This window comes from Pedobacter sp. GSP4 (assembly GCF_051857575.1).
Classification (GTDB): Bacteria; Bacteroidota; Bacteroidia; order Sphingobacteriales; family Sphingobacteriaceae; genus Pedobacter.
Genome location: NZ_JBPZIR010000008.1, coordinates 178,841 through 196,116, shown reverse-complemented (window position 1 = coordinate 196,116; position 17,276 = coordinate 178,841). Strand labels below are relative to the sequence as shown.

At 38.9% G+C, this 17,276-nt stretch carries 16 protein-coding genes; 12 read left to right on the top strand and 4 right to left on the bottom strand.

The genetic code is table 11. The annotated features are described in order from the left end of the window. Nucleotides 1-129: 129 nt before the first annotated feature. The 4 genes from hisB to hisG form a co-directional block, all read right to left on the bottom strand. Nucleotides 130-1,263: a bifunctional histidinol-phosphatase/imidazoleglycerol-phosphate dehydratase HisB gene (gene hisB / locus ACS5PU_RS19200; RefSeq protein ID WP_439460781.1), complete on the bottom strand. Its 1,134-nt coding sequence runs from the start codon at nt 1,261-1,263 to the stop codon at nt 130-132. 1 nt (nt 1,264) lies between these two features. Next, nucleotides 1,265-2,305, bottom strand: a complete 1,041-nt coding sequence (gene hisC, locus ACS5PU_RS19195) for a histidinol-phosphate transaminase (protein WP_439460780.1) — start codon at nt 2,303-2,305, stop codon at nt 1,265-1,267. Nucleotides 2,306-2,425: 120 nt separating this feature from the next. Further along, nucleotides 2,426-3,709, bottom strand: coding sequence for a histidinol dehydrogenase (gene hisD, locus ACS5PU_RS19190; RefSeq protein WP_439460779.1), 1,284 nt, complete (start codon nt 3,707-3,709; stop codon nt 2,426-2,428). Nucleotides 3,710-3,758: 49 nt separating this feature from the next. Next, nucleotides 3,759-4,610: an ATP phosphoribosyltransferase gene (hisG, locus tag ACS5PU_RS19185; RefSeq protein WP_439460778.1), complete on the bottom strand. Its 852-nt coding sequence runs from the start codon at nt 4,608-4,610 to the stop codon at nt 3,759-3,761. A 276-nt stretch (nt 4,611-4,886) separates the two neighbouring features. Between hisG and ACS5PU_RS19180 the strand changes: the two genes are divergently transcribed. The 12 genes from ACS5PU_RS19180 (at nt 4,887) to ACS5PU_RS19125 (ending at nt 17,169) form a co-directional block, all read left to right on the top strand. Continuing rightward, on the top strand, nt 4,887-6,449 hold the full coding sequence (locus ACS5PU_RS19180; RefSeq protein ID WP_439460777.1) for a L,D-transpeptidase family protein: 1,563 nt from the start codon (nt 4,887-4,889) through the stop codon (nt 6,447-6,449). A 20-nt stretch (nt 6,450-6,469) separates the two neighbouring features. Beyond that, nucleotides 6,470-6,874: a hypothetical protein gene (locus ACS5PU_RS19175; RefSeq protein ID WP_439460776.1), complete on the top strand. Its 405-nt coding sequence runs from the start codon at nt 6,470-6,472 to the stop codon at nt 6,872-6,874. Between the two features lie 370 nt (nt 6,875-7,244). Then, nucleotides 7,245-7,499: a type II toxin-antitoxin system prevent-host-death family antitoxin gene (locus ACS5PU_RS19170; protein WP_439460775.1), complete on the top strand. Its 255-nt coding sequence runs from the start codon at nt 7,245-7,247 to the stop codon at nt 7,497-7,499. Beyond that, on the top strand, nt 7,499-7,771 hold the full coding sequence (locus ACS5PU_RS19165; RefSeq protein ID WP_439460774.1) for a Txe/YoeB family addiction module toxin: 273 nt from the start codon (nt 7,499-7,501) through the stop codon (nt 7,769-7,771). The genes ACS5PU_RS19170 and ACS5PU_RS19165 overlap by 1 nt, the downstream gene beginning before the upstream one ends. A gap of 163 nt (nt 7,772-7,934) precedes the next feature. After that, nucleotides 7,935-9,974 (top strand): BatA domain-containing protein, encoded by a 2,040-nt coding sequence (locus ACS5PU_RS19160; protein WP_439460773.1) that lies wholly within the window; start codon nt 7,935-7,937, stop codon nt 9,972-9,974. After that, nucleotides 9,971-11,227 carry a dihydroorotase gene (locus ACS5PU_RS19155; RefSeq protein WP_439460772.1) on the top strand — a complete coding sequence of 419 codons (1,257 nt, stop codon included), beginning with the start codon at nt 9,971-9,973 and terminating at the stop codon, nt 11,225-11,227. Before ACS5PU_RS19160 ends, ACS5PU_RS19155 begins: the two co-directional genes overlap by 4 nt. A gap of 198 nt (nt 11,228-11,425) precedes the next feature. Next, nucleotides 11,426-12,094, top strand: a complete 669-nt coding sequence (locus ACS5PU_RS19150; protein WP_439460771.1) for a hypothetical protein — start codon at nt 11,426-11,428, stop codon at nt 12,092-12,094. 17 nt (nt 12,095-12,111) lie between these two features. Then, entirely contained in the window at nt 12,112-12,681 is a 570-nt protein-coding gene (locus ACS5PU_RS19145; RefSeq protein WP_439460770.1) for a DUF4199 domain-containing protein, read from the top strand. Nucleotides 12,682-12,800: 119 nt separating this feature from the next. Continuing rightward, nucleotides 12,801-13,751 (top strand): glycosyltransferase family 2 protein, encoded by a 951-nt coding sequence (locus tag ACS5PU_RS19140; protein WP_439460769.1) that lies wholly within the window; start codon nt 12,801-12,803, stop codon nt 13,749-13,751. A gap of 74 nt (nt 13,752-13,825) precedes the next feature. Next, complete coding sequence (locus ACS5PU_RS19135) at nt 13,826-14,794, top strand: glycosyltransferase (RefSeq protein WP_439460768.1); 969 nt, start codon at nt 13,826-13,828, stop codon at nt 14,792-14,794. Next, nucleotides 14,791-15,579, top strand: coding sequence for a hypothetical protein (locus ACS5PU_RS19130; RefSeq protein ID WP_439460767.1), 789 nt, complete (start codon nt 14,791-14,793; stop codon nt 15,577-15,579). Before ACS5PU_RS19135 ends, ACS5PU_RS19130 begins: the two co-directional genes overlap by 4 nt. A 42-nt stretch (nt 15,580-15,621) precedes the next feature. Then, the gene (locus tag ACS5PU_RS19125) at nt 15,622-17,169 is read left to right on the top strand and encodes a GH3 auxin-responsive promoter family protein (protein ID WP_439460766.1); all 1,548 of its coding nucleotides are present in this window, start codon (nt 15,622-15,624) and stop codon (nt 17,167-17,169) included. Nucleotides 17,170-17,276: the final 107 nt, after the last annotated feature.

Sequence of the window (17,276 nt, the reverse complement as noted above, 5' to 3'; positions counted from 1 at the left end):
GTCCCGCTATCGCTTATAGTCCTCTCCCAATGAAGAATCGGGATGCGGGCTATTCCACTCTATCGGGTTTATTTTACAGCGGATAGGCTTCGAAATCCTCCGCCTTCACCTTTTAACCTTCCACCTTTCTTACAATAAACCCTTAGTGCTCGGCAATACCATTTTCTCTGCATCACGTTTAATCGCCATTTTAATGGCTTTCGCAAATGCTTTAAAAATAGCTTCAATTTTGTGGTGCTCGTTATCGCCTTCAGCTTTAATGTTCAGGTTGCATTTTGCGGCATCGCTAAACGATTTAAAGAAATGGTAAAACATCTCTGTAGGCATATCGCCAACTTTTTCGCGTTTAAATTCAGCATCCCAAACAATCCAGTTCCTTCCACCAAAATCTATAGCTACCTGAGCCAGGCAATCATCCATAGGTAAACAGAAACCATAACGTTCAATCCCTAATTTATTGCCTAGGCCTTTGGCAAAAGCCTCTCCTAAGGCAATTCCGGTGTCTTCTATGGTGTGGTGCTCATCAATATGTAAATCGCCTTTGGCCATTACTTCCAAATCTACACTTCCATGTCTGGCAATCTGATCTAGCATGTGATCGAAAAAGTTTAAGCCTGTTTCAATCTTGGCTTTTCCGGTCCCGTCCAGATCCAGATTAATGGTAATGTCGGTTTCGTTGGTTTTGCGTTCGTGGTAAATTTTTCTGCTCCCGCCTTTAAGCAGATTGTAGATATCTTCCCATTTTTGGGTTTCCAGAATAATAATGTCCAATAATGATTCGCGCTTGTCCAAAGCTTCAGTCGAGCCTAAGGCGTCGTTCTGACGGAGGAAAATTGCTTTTGCCCCTAAGTTTTTGGCCAGTACCACATCATTTAAACGATCTCCTATAACGTAAGAGTTTTTCAAATCGTAATCACCACTGAAATATTTGGTCAATAAAGCTGTGCCGGGCTTACGGGTAGGGGCATTGTCTTTTGCAAAAGTTCTATCGATCACAATTTCGCTAAAGTTTACACCTTCGCCAGCAAAAGTATCAAGCATGAAGTTGTGGATCGGCCAAAAATTTTCTTCAGGATTTGAAAGTGTTCCCAGTCCATCCTGATTGGTTACCATTACCAGTTCGTAATCCAGCTCGGCTGCAATTTTCGATAAATAGTATAAAGAACGCGGATAGAATTTCAGCTTTGCAAAACTGTCTACCTGTTCATCATCAGGCTCGATATTTAAAGTTCCATCGCGGTCGATAAATAATACTTTCTTCATTTTAAAATTTTTCTAAAACAGTTAATAGTTTGTCGTTTTCTTCTTTTGTGCCAACGGTAATCCTTAAACAGCCCTCGCACAAAGTTACCTTAGAACGGTCGCGCACAATAATGCCCTGATCTACCAAAGTATCGTAAATTTTTAAGGCATCGGTAACTTCTACCAATATAAAATTAGCATCAGATGGATAAACTTTTGTTACTGCTTTTAGCTCATTTAAGGCGATAGATAAACGCTGTCTTTCCGCTACCGATTCTTTAATCCAATCGTTAACCTGGGCAATGTTTTTTAGCGCTTCGAAAGCTAAATCCTGAGTGGCCTGATTGATGTTATATGGCGGCTTAATTTTGTTTAAAACATCAATCACTTTTGTTGATGAAAAAGCCATGCCCAAACGTAAAGCTGCAAGGCCCCAAGCTTTCGAAAAAGTTTGCAGAACTACCAGATTTCCGTACTCGGTTAACTCCTGTATAAAGGTTTTCTGACGGGCGTAATTTATATACGCTTCATCCACTACAACGATGCCATTAAAGTTGGCTAAAATGGTTTCAATATCTTCGCGGTTTATCGAATTTCCTGTCGGATTATTTGGCGAACAGATGAAGATTAATTTGGTGTTTTTGTCAATCGTTTCTGCAATCTTTTCCATGTCCAATTGGAAGTTTGGAAGCAGGCTCACTTTGCGTATTTCTACATCGTTTATGTTGGCCGAAACTTCGTACATTCCGTATGTTGGGGGGAGCACAATTACGTTATCTTTTCCAGGGTTACAGAAAGCGCGGAACAACAGATCGATGGCTTCGTCGCTGCCGTTTCCTAAAAAAGTATTTTCGATGGGCACACCTTTTATTTTGCTGATTGCATCTTTCAAATCAAGCTGTAAAGGATCGGGGTAACGGTTATAATTTGCCGGTAGTGGCGAGCCATAACTGTTCTCGTTTGCATCTAAAAAAACAGATGCCTGACCTTTAAATTCGTCCCTTGCGGTAGAGTAGGGGCGAAGGTTTTTTATATTTTCTCGTACTAAATCGTTAATGTCCATTTTTATCGTTGTTCGTCACCCTGAATTTATTTCAGGGTCTTTAGTTATTAGATAGATGCTGAAATAAATCCGATAGCTATCGCATCAGCATGACGTGAGTTGTAAAAAATATTTTTCTAGTTAAATTCCTTTAAGCCTAATGCTAACCGCATTCTTATGCGCCTCCAATCCTTCGGCGGCGGCAAGTATTTCAACTGTTGGGCCAATGTTGTTCAAACCGGCGGCCGATAGCTGCTGAAAAGTTATTTTCTTCAAAAAAGCATCCGTAGAAACCCCTGAATAAGCCTTGGCAAAGCCGCTGGTTGGTAAAGTATGGTTTGTTCCTGATGCATAATCGCCAACGCTTTCGGGCGTAAAGTTCCCTAAAAATACGGATCCTGCATTGGCAATCAGTGGAATAAGCTTTTGGTGGCTTTCTGTAGCCAATATTAAATGTTCAGGCGCGTATTCATTCGAAAATTGCATTGCCTGTTCTAAATTTTGCGCTAAAACAGCATAAGAATTGGCTATTGCTTTGGCTGCAATGTCTTTTCTAGGGAGCATAGCCAGCTGATTTTCAATTTCTTTTAAGGTGTCAGCGATAATCTGCTGAGAAGTAGCCACTAAAATTGCCTGACTATCAGTTCCATGTTCGGCCTGTGCAAGTAGATCGGCAGCAATAAATGACGGATTGGCAGTCTCATCAGCAATTACCAACACCTCTGATGGTCCTGCAGGCATATCGATAGCTACCTTATTCTGGACCATAGTTTTTGCTGTAGTTACATAACGGTTACCTGGACCGAAGATTTTGTAAACCTGTGGTACGGTTTCCGTTCCGAAAGCCATGGCGGCAACAGCTTGCGCCCCGCCAATAAGGTACACTTTTTCAATACCCAACAGTACGGCACAGTAGGCCAAGTAACAGTTGGTTTTGCCATCGCTTTGTGGTGGAGAACATACTACGATTTCTTTACAGCCGGCAATAATTGCAGGCGTAGCAAGCATTAAAAAAGTGCTTGGTAAAACCGCCGTTCCACCTGGAATGTATAGTCCAACTTTTTCAATTGCCCTCGCTTCTCGCCAGCATAAAACACCTGGCATGGTTTCGATTTTTTCTTCGCTTTTTAACTGCGACTGGTGAAAAGTTTTGATATTCTGATAAGCCGTATCAATTGCATTTTTTGCTTCGGTAGGAATCGTAGCTGCAATGGTTTTTAATGCTTCGGCATCTAAAAAAAGTTTTTCCAGTTCAACTTTATCAAATGCTTTTGCGAAGTTTAAAAGCGCTTGGTCGCCATCTTTTTTTACTGTGCTTATGATGTCGGTTACCCGTTCCTCAACCAGTTTATCGTCTTCAATCTGCCTCGAACAAAGTTCTTCAATTTTTGATTTAGATAAATCTGTATAATTATAGATTTTCAATGTGTTATAATTTTAAATTAACTAATAGTTAATATGAATTTAAACAATTTTACTTAATTATTTTCTCAATAGGCATTACCAAAATACCTTCGGCTCCTGCTGCTTTTAAGCTATTGATTTTATCCCAGAAATCGGCTTCGGCAATTACCGAATGAACGGCTACCCAGTTTGGTTCGAAGAGTGGAACTACCGTTGGACTTTTAACACCTGGAAGTAAATCGACTACTTTTTGAAGGTTATCTTTTGAAACATTCAACACCACATATTTATTCGATTTTGCGCTCAATACCGAGCGGATGCGCTGCAACAGTTCGGCCACTTCCGGATTGTCGGCAATTGATTTGTTCCCGATCAAAACAGCTTCTGATTGCATTACATCGGCGAAAGGTTTTAGCCCATTGCTCTTTAATGTTCCGCCAGTAGAAACGATATCAAAAATGGCATCGCTTAAGCCTAAGCCTGGACCAATTTCTACCGATCCGGAAATGGTTCTGATATCAGATGTTATGCCTTTTTCCTGTAAAAATTTCTCAAGGATCACAGGGTATGAAGTAGCAATGGCTTTGCCGTTTAGTTCTTCTAAATTTTGAACATTACTGGTAGCCTGAACCGCAATTTTTAGGGTGCATTTTCCGAATCCTAATTTTTGCAGATAGTCTACTTCGGCTTTTGTTTCTACAATTACATTTTCACCAACTATACCCAAATCGGCAATACCATCCTGTACATATTCTGGAATATCATCATCACGTAGAAAAAGGATTTCTAAAGGAAAATTGGTAACGGTTGAGATAAGGGAGCTTTTGTAGTTTTCGAAAGATAAACCACAGTTTTTAAGTATTTCTACAGATTTTTCGTTTAACCTACCCGACTTTTGGATAGCGATTTTAAGTGTTTTCAAAGTATTGAATATAGAGTGAACAAGAAAGTATTTTACGGAAAAAAAGTTTTGAAGTACAAAACAAACATATCATATCGCCTATCGGCGATGGTGCAAATGTAAGTGATGGTTCAAAGTTAAATTCATAAATTATTTCTGCCAGTATCAATACGTTAGCTGATAAGCGCTGGCAAATATAGTGTTTGAAATGGTAAAACAAAAAATAATGGCACTTAATTTGCCATTATGCTGTTTTTATTGCCAATAACCCTTATTTTGTATTAAAATTTTACGCATTTGAAAAAGTTTCGCTTTCTAATTCTGCCTCTTATTTTATTTGTTTCTGCCTGTGGATGGTTTAAAAGTCCTCCGGAGATCGGAAAAGTGTTATCAGAACATTTTAAAAATAAGATCTACAAAGATTTCGATACTGTAGCTTATGATAGCATTTTTGTAAAAACTATGGACAGTCTTTCGGGCAAATTTGTTAATCCGAAGACCATTCAAGCTTTTTATCAACATAATTATGCCCAGCCAAAATTGGTTACACAGTTTTACATTAATGGCGAACTGGATTCGTTAGTGAGTTATCTCGATCAAAGTAATGTGCATGGTTTTAACCCGAAAATTTTTAAGGGTGATGAAATTAAAGCTCTTTTAGAACAGTTAAGCGCCAATAAATTTAAAAAGGTAGAAGAAAGTTATCCGGTAATTGCCAAGCTTGAGCTGTTATCGGCAAATGCTTTTTTAAACTATAACAATTACCTGAAATACGGCGTGGTAAATCCGCGCACTATTTTCTCCCGATATTACATCAAAGTTAAGCGTCCGGATAGTGCAGGCATGGTTAATCTTTTGGATGGAAAAAGCCTGTTGGATACGCTAAAATCTGTTCAGCCAAAATCGGATCAATACAAAGCTTTGCAAGCGGCATATCTCAACGCTAATACCGAGAATGAGAAAAGAATTTTGTTGTTAAATATGGAGCGTTTCCGCTGGAAAATGCCAGAGACCGGAAGCAATTATGTTCAGGTAAATATTCCCGATTTTAGGTTAACCTGGCTGGATAAAAAAGATACCGTAATTACGATGAAAGTTTGTGTTGGCGGTAAGCGCGAAAACGGTTATGAAGACAAACTAAAAGCCTTTGCAAAATCGGGCAATTTGGATGATAAGCCGAAGAACCATGAGACGCCATTATTGTTCAGTAAAATCAATTCGATTCAGGCCAATCCCATATGGAATATTCCGGTAAGTATTGCGCAAAGTGAGATCTATTGGATGGCGCGGAAAGATCCATTTTATTTGTCGAACAGCAACATCAAAGTATACTACAAAGATAAGCTGATCGGTGAACCCGATACCATTAATTGGAACAGGTATTCGAGGGATAAATTACCCTTCAAATTTAAGCAGGGTTCGGGTGGTGGAAATGCCCTGGGCAAGTTCAAATTTATCTTCGATAACAGCTCGAGTATTTACCTGCACGATACCAACCACAAGAACGGGTTTAACTTAGGTAACCGGGCCATTAGTCATGGTTGTGTGCGTATAGAAAAACCTTTGGAGTTTGCCGAGCTACTGGTTCAAGATTCGTATACCTATGATAAGCTGAGGGCAGAAGTAGATTTGCCTCCCATTGATAGTACACACGTAAAGTGGTATAAAAAAAGATTGGCCCAAAAGGCCGATACGCTTAAAACATTCCAGTTGAAACCCGCTTGGTTTGCACCTAAAAAATCGGTGCCTTTAATTATTACCTATATCACCGCATGGTCTCAAAACGATAGAATAGAATACCGGCCAGATGTTTACGGCATGGACGAAAAACTTTGGACAGCGATGAAGAAGTTTAGGTAACTAAATGTTACTTTTGCAAAATGCAGGAAACACCTTCTTTTAACCATCAGGCTGATATCGTAAATAGTTCCATTAGATTTATAAACGCTTGGTTTAAGCAATCTAAAACGATTACAGGTGAGCTGAATGATTTTTTTATTCTTCCTGGCAATAAAGTTATCGGCAAGGATGTAGTCATCGGTAGGTTAAAGGGCATTTTCGGTCAATCTGATGAATACGTTGGTGGCCGTTACGATATTATTGATGTTAATTTCGACCTGCTGAGCGAGGGTAAGGGAATGGGCTTTGTTGAAGGTGTTGCTGGCTACAGGGATGTTGTTCAAAAACAATCCAAAATTGTTAGTGGTCCTTTCAAATTGTATTTCGCACTGCAAAACGGCCAATGGAAAATTGTGAATATCGAATTTCCAGGGTTTAGTTATTAGGTTATGAAAAAAGTCGTCATTGCGAGAAGGCTTTTTCAGCCGACGAAGCAATCTTACAACGATCGCTACCTGCATGTGAATTAAGATTGCTTCATTTTTTGCAGTGAAAATCTTTTACCTGTCATTATCATCATCTCGAGCGGAGAGTAACGTAGCCGAGAGATCTATCGAAGCAGATTTCTCCCCACCTTATAGGCAGGCTTTTACTATGCTTCAGTCAATTTAATTTTTGTTCGAAACTATCATAGGTCTTAACTTTTATGTAATTTACTGTGAGAAGATAATCTGTTGGTAATCAAATTAATTAAAGTTGACAAACTAAAATACAATCACTATATTTGTACCAATATGGTACACTAAATGCGTAATTATGTTAGTAGTAAGTAGTAGAGAATTTAGGGAAAAACAGGCTGAATATATGGATATGGCCGATAGTGGTGAACAGATTATTGTTCAAAGAGGGAAGAATAAAGCATATTCTATCACGCCAATTACCAACGACGATATCTATTTTTCAAAAGAAATGGTCGAAAAGATTGAGAAATCAATTTTGCAGGCAAAAAATGGCGAAGTTACTAAAGTTACAGGAAAAGATGCTTTGGTAGAATTTCTTAAAGATTTATAATGTATAGCCTAGAGTTTACTTCTCAGGCAATTGAAGATCTTAAATGGCTGAAGAAAACAGATCAAATTGCTTATAAAAAGGTTCAAAAATTATTGGTAGAGCTTATTGAACATCCAACCACGGGTACCGGCAAGCCCGAACTAAAGAAATACAATCTGTCCGGTTTGTACTCCAGAAGGATAACACAAAAACATAGGTTGGTTTATCAAATAAATGGTGAAACAATAAGTGTATTGGTTTTATCAGCTGCGGGGCATTATGGTGATAAGTAATAGGTGATAACTTATCTTTAAACGCCACACAGAACATTGTCTGTGAATTAAACTGAATTATCTTCCTATCGCTTAGCCCCATCATCACAACTTAAGTAACATTGATAATAATAAATACGGAAAGTTATACCCGATTCCATAATTTTTCTATCTTTGGTTTTTAATGAATTTCCTTTATCCGGGCTTTCTTTTCGCACTAATATCGGTTGCCATCCCGGTTATCATCCATTTATTCAATTTCAGGAAATTTAAAAAGGTTTATTTCTCTAACGTTCAGCTTTTAAAAGAAGTAGAACAGCAAAACTCATCAAAAGAAAAGCTTAAAAACCTGCTTATACTTTTAGCAAGGATAATGGCACTCATCTTTTTGGTACTGGCATTTGCACAGCCCTACATACCTGATCACCATCAAAAAACTACCGCCGTAAATAATGTGGTAAGTATTTACATTGATAACTCTTACAGCATGGAAGCCATTAACAAAGATGGTAACCTGCTCGACGAAGCCAAAAGAAGGGCCAAAGAACTGGTTAAAGGTTTCGGCATAAATGACCGTTTCCAATTGCTAACCAATGATTTTGAGGGCAAACACCAACGCTTATTAAATGAAGAAGAATTTATAAAAGCTTTGGATGATGTAAAAATCTCTGCTGCAAACCGTAACCTTCAACAGATTTTAAACAGGCAGGGCAATATTTTAACCGGTTCGGCAAACAAATACAGCTTTCTGATATCCGATTTTCAGAATAATAGCTCAACTACCAATAAGCTCGATACCAAAGCCGATATTCAATACTCGTTTTTAAAGCTTAATGCCAATACTTTGCCCAATGTTGCGGTAGATAGTGTTTGGGCACTTTCTCCAAATCATCAGCCTGGTGCAAATGAGCGATTGGTTGTGCAGCTGAAAAACTATTCGGACGAAGAGGCGAAAAATATCCCCTTAAAGCTAACTATCAACAATCAACAAAAGGGATTGGGTGCTGTAACCATTCCAGCTGGCAAAACAGTCAAGGATACTTTAAGTTTCTCTGGTTTAAGCGCCGGATGGCAAAAAGGAGTGATCAGTATTAAAGACTTTCCTGTAACCTTTGATGATACCCTTTCTTTTAGTTTTAAGGTAGATGAAAGTTTTCCTGTACTGAGTATTAATGGAGCCAATGCAGGCAACTATGTGAAAGCATTATTTGCTGCCGATACGTATTACAAGCTTACAGAAAATGCCGAAAGCAATATCAATTACAGCAATTTTGCCAATTATGGTTTAATTGTACTTAATGGACTGAAAAATCCTTCGACGGGTTTGGTTCAACAACTTAAAACTTATCTGAGTGCCGGTGGTACAGTGGTTATTTTCCCCGATTTAGACGCCGATATCCAAACCTATAATGCGTTTTTGAGTGGTTTATCGCTTCCTGTTGTGCAAACACTTAATATCACGCCAACAAAAGTAGATCAGATCGATTTTCAAAACCCGATTTTTAAGACTGTTTTTGAAGAGATTCCTAAAAATCTCGATCTTCCGGCGGTTACACGCTATTATACCTTCGTAGAAAAGAATACGGCTAGTAAAGAAGATATTATGTTTTTACCGGGTAGGAAATCTTTTTTCTCTAAATATGATGTCGGTAACGGTCAGGTATATTTATCAGCTTCTGGATTAAATACAACCGACGGGAATTTGGCCCGTCACCCTGTTTTTGTTCCGCTTATGTACCGGCTAGCCTTGAGTGGTGGGTTAGAGGCCCCTTTGTACTACAACCTTGGGAACGATAATGCATTGGCCAGCAAAAAGATTGCAATGGGTAAAAACCAAAGCTTGGGTATTAGCGCCAATAATTTCGAAGCCATTCCCGAAATCCGCCAGGTAGAAGGTAAAACGTTGATTTACATCGCCGATCAGATTAAAACCGCGGGCTTTTATAACCTAAAGCTTGCCGATTCTTTATTGGCTGTTTATAGTTTCAATAATGGCAGGACCGAATCTGATATGCATTACCTGGGTAAGGCAGCGCTTGAACAGCTGGCAGGCAAAAGCAACCTGAAAATATTCGATACCGATAAAGATGCGGTTAAATTAGTTGCTGGGGCGAATAAAATCGGGCAGACTTTATGGAAACTTTGTCTAATTTTGTCGCTGGTTTTTATTGCAGCAGAAATTTTGCTCATCCGATTTTTTAACAACACAAAAAAAACAATATGAATCTCCTAGTTAAAAATGTAACCATTGCCGATCCGCAAAGTAAATTTAACAACCAACAATGCGATGTTAGGGTAGATAGTGGTAAAATTAAAAACATAGGTAAATTAACTGCTGATAAGAACGAAACTGTTTTTGATGCGCAGGGTGCTTTTTTAACGCCCGGTTTTTTTGATCTGAACTGTGCAGCCGGCGATCCGGGTTTCGAAACCAAAGAAGACATTCAGACCTTAACTGAAGCCGCAAAAGCTGGCGGTTTTACAGGTTTGGCCCTGTTGCCGCAAACCAGTCCGGTGGTACAATCAAAATCTCAGGTAGAATACATCATTAATAAAGCCAAAAATAACCTGGTTGATGTGCTTCCGGTGGGCGCGATTAGCCAAAACCGCGAAGCAAAAGAGCTCGCCGAGCTGTTCGATATGCAGCAGGCCGGTGCGGTAGCATTCTCTGATGGTGATAAAGCCCTGCAGGATGATGGCTTTATGAGCCGCGCCTTGCAATATGCCAAAGGTTTCGATGCCTTATTAATGGTTTATCCCGAAAATAAATCGATAGCCGGTAAATCGCAGATCAATGAAAGCAAAAATTCAGTACTCCTAGGCATGAAAGGCTTACCTGCACTGGCAGAAGAAATGCACATTGCACGCGACATTTTCCTGGCTTCTTATAACGATACGAAAATCCATATCAGCAATATTTCTACTGCAGGCGCCGTGGCTTTGATCCGTAAAGCGAAAAAAGACGGTGTTCAGGTTTCTTGCGATGTAACGGCCCACCACCTTGTGTTTACAGAAGAGCTTTTAAGCGATTTTGACAGCAATTATAAAGTGAAGCCACCATTGCGGGGCAAAGCAGATGTTAAAGCTTTAATTGCAGGTTTAAAAGACGGAACAATTGATGCGATTACCTCACAGCACCGCCCAGAGGAAATTGAATTTAAAAATGTGGAGTTCGAAATTGCACATTACGGAATTATCGCCTTGCAAACTGTTTTGCCTTTGTTGCTTAAAGCAGGTTTGGATGCAGGTTTAATTGCAGAGAAATTGGCCATTAATCCACGTAAATTGTTAAATTTAGCTCTTCCAGTAATAGAAGAAGGCGCCGAGGCCAACTTTACGGTTTTTAACCCAACACAAAAATGGTTGTATAATGCGGCAAGTAATTTTTCAAAATCGGTCAATAGCCCATTATTGGGTACAGAACTTACCGGGAAAGTAACTTTGGTCTATAACAATAACCAATACGCTGAAAGGTAGAAGGCTTTTGAGATAGAAAGGTGAAAGGTAGAGGGTGCAAGGTTTAGGGTTTCCCTGCCAAAGCATAAAAAATAGAATTCGAAAATAGTATTTACATAATAAACAGAATAATAGTGATACCGCTAAGCAAAAAGTAAAAAACTAGATGTTTAAAGCAAAATAATCCTATAATCCTGCAATCTTAAAAATCTTAATCCTATGGATAATAGAGTAAAAAAGGCACTTGGTGCTGCCATTAACAAATATGCTGAAGTATCGGCTACCAATGTAGCAGGTTTTGAAACTGAATTGCTGGCAGCTTTTGAACTCGATGTTAATTTCTTAGATAAAGCAACTGCTTTTGATGCTGTTTTCGATTCGCATCCAAAATTTGAGGAATTACGCGAGGTTTTTTTCGATCTGTTGATGGTAAATTTCTTCAGTAGCGATGTGCAGAAACTGGAAGATGATTATCTGGAAGGTGATGAATGGGCAAATATCGAAGAAGAAACTATCGATAGGGGAACCGAGCTGCTCAATTTATTGCTGTATATTAAGGAGTGTAAAGATGAAGATCTGGATCCTGAACTGGGCGATTTCTTAAAAGAATTTTTGTTGGTGGAAGATGATGAATTTCAGGATGAATTTGAAATTTATGAAGAACTGATCAGCAACCAGCAGTTGGCAGAAAGCAGTGTAGAAGAAATCTGCAAAGCAGCAGCAAAGCTCAATATCAGCGAAGAAATGCAGGAACTGTTCGTTCCGTTTATGGTTTTCTTTTATGATGTAGAAGGTAGCGGCGAAACTGAAAAAGAATTAATTCAGTTTAGCAGTAACAAAGCTTTCGATGCAGCATCTTATACATTGATCACAACAATCAATAACTAAACTAAAATTTAAAAAAAATGGACAAGAGTGCTCTTATTTCCAAACTAGCCTTAAAAAATGGATTAATGTTGGCTGCGGTTTCTGTTATTTTATCCTTAACCCTGCATTTTATTGATCCGGTGCTTATTTACACCAGTTTTGCCGCTCAGATAGGCATATTTGTTTTATTCATAGCCTTATTGGTAGTAGTAGGAATTAACATCCGCAAAGAAATTGGTGGTTTTTGGACATTTGGTGAAGCTTTTAAAGCTTTTTTAATTGTTTCGTTGATTCTGGCCTTAACCGCAACACTATATAACGTAGTGCTGATGAAATTTATTGATCCGGAGCTTCCGGCGAAGGCTGCTGCAGCTATTGAAGATGCACAGCGTGCCATGATGGAGAAATTTGGAATGGCCAGCGAACAGATTGATGAGGCCATGGCTAAAGCAGGTAATATGCAAGAGAAACTTGAGCCTACTTTTAAAAATATTTTTACCAGTTTTGGTGTTTCATTAGCCTTGTATGGTGTTTTATCTCTCATCTTATCAGCCATACTAAAGAAAAAAGAACCAACCTCACTTAGTGCATTTCCAAAAGAAGGTTAATTTCTTTTTATAAAATTTTGAACGTGCATGTTTTATCATTTAATTTGATGAAATTTGCACGTTTTAATTTAAACAAACCTCGCAGGTTTCAAAATACCTGCGAGGTTTATGCTTAAAAAATGGATATATCAGTTGTAGTACCCTTATTTAATGAAGACGAATCGCTGCCCGAATTAACGGCGTGGATTGATAAAGTGATGGTTGAAAATGATTTCAGTTACGAAATTATTTTGGTTGATGACGGTAGTACCGATAGATCGTGGGAGGTGATAGAAGCACTAAGGCTTCAAAACCCCTGCATTAAGGGCATTAAATTTAGAAGGAACTATGGTAAATCGGCAGCTTTAAATGTCGGTTTCGAAGCTACTCAGGGCAATGTGGTAATCACCATGGATGCCGATCTGCAGGATAGTCCGGATGAAATTCCGGAACTTTACCGCCGCATCAGGGAAGAAAAACTTGATATTATTTCTGGCTGGAAAAAGAAACGTTACGATCCCATTACCAAAACAATACCAACCAAGCTCTTTAACGCGGCAACACGCAAAATGAGCGGTATAGAACTAAACGACTTTAACTGTGGACTAAAAGCCTACCGTAGCGATGTAATCAAAACTATCGAAGTTTACGGCGAAATGCACCGTTACATTCCTGTAATTGCCAAATGGGCAGGCTTTAGCAAAATTGCAGAGCAGGTTGTAGAGCACCGTGCCCGTAAGTATGGTACCACCAAATTTGGTTTTAGCAGGTTTATAAATGGCTTTTTAGATTTACTTTCCATTTTCTTTGTGGGTAAATTCGGAAAAAGGCCAATGCACTTTTTTGGTTCGTTAGGGGTGCTGAGCTTCTTTATCGGTATCATTCTGGCATTGTACATTTTATTCGAAAAGAAATATTTAATATGGCAGGGACTGGCTTACCGTGATGTAACCGACCAGCCTTTATTTTATTTATCATTGGTTGCTATTGTGGTGGGTTCTCAGATGTTTTTAGCCGGCTTTATCGCAGAGCTTTTATCACGCAATGCACCCGAAAGAAACCAGTATTTGATAGAAAAGGAATTAAGGTAGAAAGCGGGAAGGCGGAAGGCTCATCCGCCCCTGTACCCTCAACCTTTAAACCCTCAACCTTCAACCTTCAAAAAATGTTTTTCTCCATCATCATTCCGCTTTATAACCGTCCGCAAGAGATAGACGAACTTTTAAACACCTTAACCAAACAAACTTATTTACAGTTTGAGGTGCTGGTGATTGAAGATGGATCAAAAAATGATGCAAATGCTATTGTCGCTTCCTACGCTGATAAACTTGATGTTAAATATTACTTCAAGGAAAACGCCGGACAGGGTTTTGCCCGTAATTTCGGTTTTGAAAGGGCCAAGGGCGATTATTTTGTCATTTTTGATTCTGATATCCTCGTTCCAGCCGATTATTTGGAAACGGTTAAAAACTACCTGTACGAACATCATCTGGATGCGTATGGTGGTCCCGATGCTGCGCACGAGAGCTTTACACCGGTACAAAAGGCCATTAGTTATGCCATGACTTCGCCCTTTACCACTGGCGGAATCCGCGGCAATAAAAAACATGTAGGCCAATTTCACCCACGGAGCTTTAATATGGGGGTTTCGCGCCAGGCCTGGGAAAAAGTTGGCGGTTTTATTTTAACCCGTTTGGGAGAAGATATAGAATACAGTATACGCATTCAGGAAAACGGCTTCAAAATCGGTTTGATTCCAGATGCCAAGGTTTACCATAAACGCAGAACAAGTTTTAGCCAGTTTTACAAACAGTTGCACTTTTTTGGCAGGGCCAGGATTAATATTTATAAACATTTCCCGAAAGAATTAAAACCAGTACATTTTTTTCCGGCCTTATTCACACTGGGTTTTGGTTTCACCATTTTGTGTAACTTTATATATCCACCATTGGCCTATGTTTGTAACTTCTTCTTATTGATTTACTTTATGTTGATATTTTTTCATTCATGGTCTGTAAATAAATCTTTAAAAGTTGCATTTTTGAGCATTATATCTTCATTTATCCAGTTAACCGCATATGGTTTAGGATTTATACAGGATTTATTTAAACGTGTGGTATTCAAACAACAATGATAAATTACCTAAAAGAAAGTACATTCGCCGTTAATGATGTAATCCAAAAAGCATGGAGCATTACCAAGAAACACTATTTCTCGATTGCTACGCTATGTTTTCTGATGTTTATTACCGCCAGCGCATCCAGTTTAATGGCCTTTTTTATTAAAGATGTAAGCAAGGCACTGAGTGTTATCATGGTGATTATTTTTGTGCTGCTTTATTTTACCATCAATCTTTCGCTGTTCAAATATATTTTCCACTTAATGGATGATGAAGAGCATGATGTTAAAATTGTAGATACTTTACCAACCAGACAGCAGATTATCAGGTTTTTAATTGCCACACTTTATTTTGTGGGCTGTATTTTTGGCGTTTACCTGGTGGTAATCCTGGTTGCTTTTCCTTTTATTTATACCGGTATCAATGTGGCTATTGTTAAAAATGTAGCCATCTCGGTAGGTATTATTGCCATTTTTATTACCTGGCTAAGGATTTCGTTTTTTCCTTTTTTTATTATTGATAAAGGAGCTACACCTTTCGATTCTATTAAGTTAAGTCTAGCTACTACCAAAGGAAATTTTACCAAAATTTTGTTGCTTTTGGTCGTACTGGGTGGAGGATATCTGATTTATTTATTGTTAAACTATTTACAATGGCCATTGGTAGCCTTTATTGTGAATATTTTAAGTTCATTTATTATTGTCCCATTATCGAGTGTGGCCTTAACCGTTGCTTACCGAAAAATTTCGAGCGAATATAAAGGCGACGAACATCCGGATATTTTACATAATATCGTTTAACCCCCAGCCCCTAAAGGGGAGTTAAAAAGCAGATTAAAATTTATGGAAAAAGAAAAGAACTGTCGAAAGGAAAAGTCCCCTTCAGGGGGTTGGGGGCTTAAAGCAGCATTAAGTAAACCCTTTGCAGCATTTGCGGTTTGGCAGATCAACAAATGGAAGCATAATGCCGTAGCTGCTCAGCAAAAAATCCTTAAAAAGCTGGTTTCCGAAGCCAGTCACACTGCATTTGGAAAAGACCATCATTTTGCTGAGATCAATAACTACAGTGATTTTAAAAAGAACGTTCCGGTACAGGATTATGAAGGCTTAAAACCTTATGTAGACCGTGTGGTGGCAGGCGAAGCTGATGTGCTTTGGAAAGGCAAGCCACTTTATTTTGCAAAAACATCGGGAACAACATCCGGGGTAAAATACATTCCGCTTTCTAAAGAATCGATGCCTGAGCATATCAAAGCAGCACGTAATGCCATTTTAACCTATATTAATGAAACGGGCAAGGCCGATTTTGTAAACGGAAAGATGATTTTTTTACAAGGGAGCCCTATCCTAAGCATCAAACATGGTATCAATGTGGGCCGCTTATCGGGAATTGTAGCCCATCATGTGCCCACTTATCTGCAAAAGAACCGTTTACCATCTTACGAAACCAATATTATCGAGGATTGGGAACAGAAAGTTGATGCAATTGTGGATGAAACCATCAACGAAAACATGACCCTGATTTCAGGGATACCACCTTGGGTACAGATGTATTTCGATAAACTCTCGGAAAAAGCCGGCGGAAAGAAGATAGCCGAGATATTCAAAAACTTCAGCTTGTTTATTTACGGTGGAGTTAATTTTGAACCCTACCGCGCCAAGATTGAACAGCGTATCGGAAAAAAAATCGATGCCATTGAAACATACCCCGCTTCTGAGGGATTTATAGCTTATCAGGATTCGCAAAAAGATAAAGGTTTGCTCTTATTGGCTGATGCGGGAATTTTTTACGAATTTATTCCAGCTGATGAGTATTATAACGATAATCCAACCAGGTTATCGCTTGGCGAAGTTGAGCTTGACGTAAACTATGCACTTATTTTAAATACCAATGCCGGTTTGTGGGGCTATAGCATTGGCGATACCATCAAGTTTGTGGCTAAGAATCCATATAAAATTATGGTAACCGGCCGCATTAAACACTTTATTTCCGCTTTTGGCGAACATGTAATTGGTGAAGAAGTAGAGCAGGCCATTTTAAGTGTAGCCAATGCCGAGCAGGTAGAAATTACCGAATTTACGGTGGCACCGCAGGTTAACCCCCAAGCCGGTCAATTGCCTTATCACGAGTGGTTTGTAGAGTTTTCTGCTCCTCCGAAGGATATGGCTGCTTTTAGTAAAAAGGTAGATGAAGCCTTGCAAAAGAAAAATATTTATTACTTTGACCTGATTGAAGGGAACATCCTTCAGCCATTAATAATACGTACTTTGCAAAAAGATGCCTTTGTAAACTACATGAAAAGTGAGGGGAAATTAGGCGGACAGAATAAAGTACCCAGGTTGAGTAACGATAGGAAACTGGCAGAGGGCTTGGAGAAGTATATTGTTTAACGCACTCCATCATTGTAAAGATAAATTGACGGAGAAGTTAACGTAAATAACTTCCAAAAACTACGTCATTTCGCTACGCTCCAGTCGAGATGACGGACTTTTTTTGG